Consider the following 1,168-nt stretch of genomic DNA (forward strand, 5'->3'; position numbering starts at 1 on the left):
CTGCGCCCGGCCCACCTGGCGCAGCTGCGCCGGATCGTGGACGACCCGGAGGCATCCTCCAACGACAAGTTCGTGGCGCTGGACCTCCTGAAGAACGCCAACATCGCCGCCGCGGGTGTCCTGCCGATGTGCCAGGACACCGGGACGGCGATCGTCATGGGCAAGCGCGGGCAGAACGTGCTCACCGAGGGCGGTGACGAGGAGGCCCTGTCGCACGGGATCTTCGACGCGTACACCAAGCTCAACCTGCGCTACTCGCAGATGGCCCCGCTGACCATGTGGGACGAGAAGAACACCGGCTCCAACCTCCCCGCCCAGATCGAGCTGTACGCCACCGACGGCGGCGCGTACAAGTTCCTGTTCATGGCGAAGGGCGGCGGCTCGGCCAACAAGTCGTTCCTCTACCAGGAGACGAAGGCCGTCCTCAACGAGGCCTCCATGATGAAGTTCCTGGAGGAGAAGATCCGTTCGCTCGGCACCGCGGCCTGCCCGCCGTACCACCTGGCGATCGTGGTCGGCGGCACGTCGGCGGAGTTCGCGCTGAAGACCGCCAAGTACGCCTCCGCGCACTACCTGGACGAGCTGCCCGCCGAGGGCTCCCCCACCGGGCACGGCTTCCGTGACAAGGAGCTGGAGGAGAAGGTCTTCGAGCTGACGCAGAAGATCGGGATCGGTGCCCAGTTCGGCGGCAAGTACTTCTGCCACGACGCAAGAACGTCCAGGGCGGCACCAACGGTCTGTGGGGCAAGGCCGCCGCGACCAGCTGCCCGGCCGGTTCCGGTCTGACCAAGTGCGGTGACGGCGCGGTCGGCATCGACAACCTGTGGCACGACAAGGACGACAACGGCCAGGAGGCCCCGGCCGGCTCGAACCCGATGTGGCACGCGAAGAACCTGGAGAAGGGCATCGTCGGTGACTACCTCACCGACTACGGCTTCCCCGCGAACACCCAGCTGACCGGCACCTACGTCCGCAACTACGACTCGACGCTGGTCGCCCCGTGGCTGTGGAACGCGCAGAAGAAGGTCTTCCTCTCCACCGAGGACGAGCAGTCGGTGAAGCGCAAGGCCGACTACGTGGTCGACCAGGGCATCGGCGGGACAATGATCTGGGAGCTGGCGGGCGACTACCAGTGGAACGCGGCCAAGGGCCAGTACGAGACCGGCAA

The 1,168-nt window shown here is 66.7% G+C and carries 2 pseudogenes; both read left to right on the forward strand.

The annotated features are described in order from the left end of the window. Positions 1-708: pseudogene (locus tag AB0M27_RS48015) on the forward strand (fumarate hydratase); the annotation flags it as partial. 2 nt (positions 709-710) lie between these two features. Continuing rightward, positions 711-1,168: pseudogene (locus tag AB0M27_RS48020) on the forward strand (glycosyl hydrolase family 18 protein); the annotation flags it as partial.

The organism is Streptomyces sp. NPDC052107, from assembly GCF_040680215.1.
Taxonomy (GTDB): Bacteria; Actinomycetota; Actinomycetes; order Streptomycetales; family Streptomycetaceae; genus Streptomyces.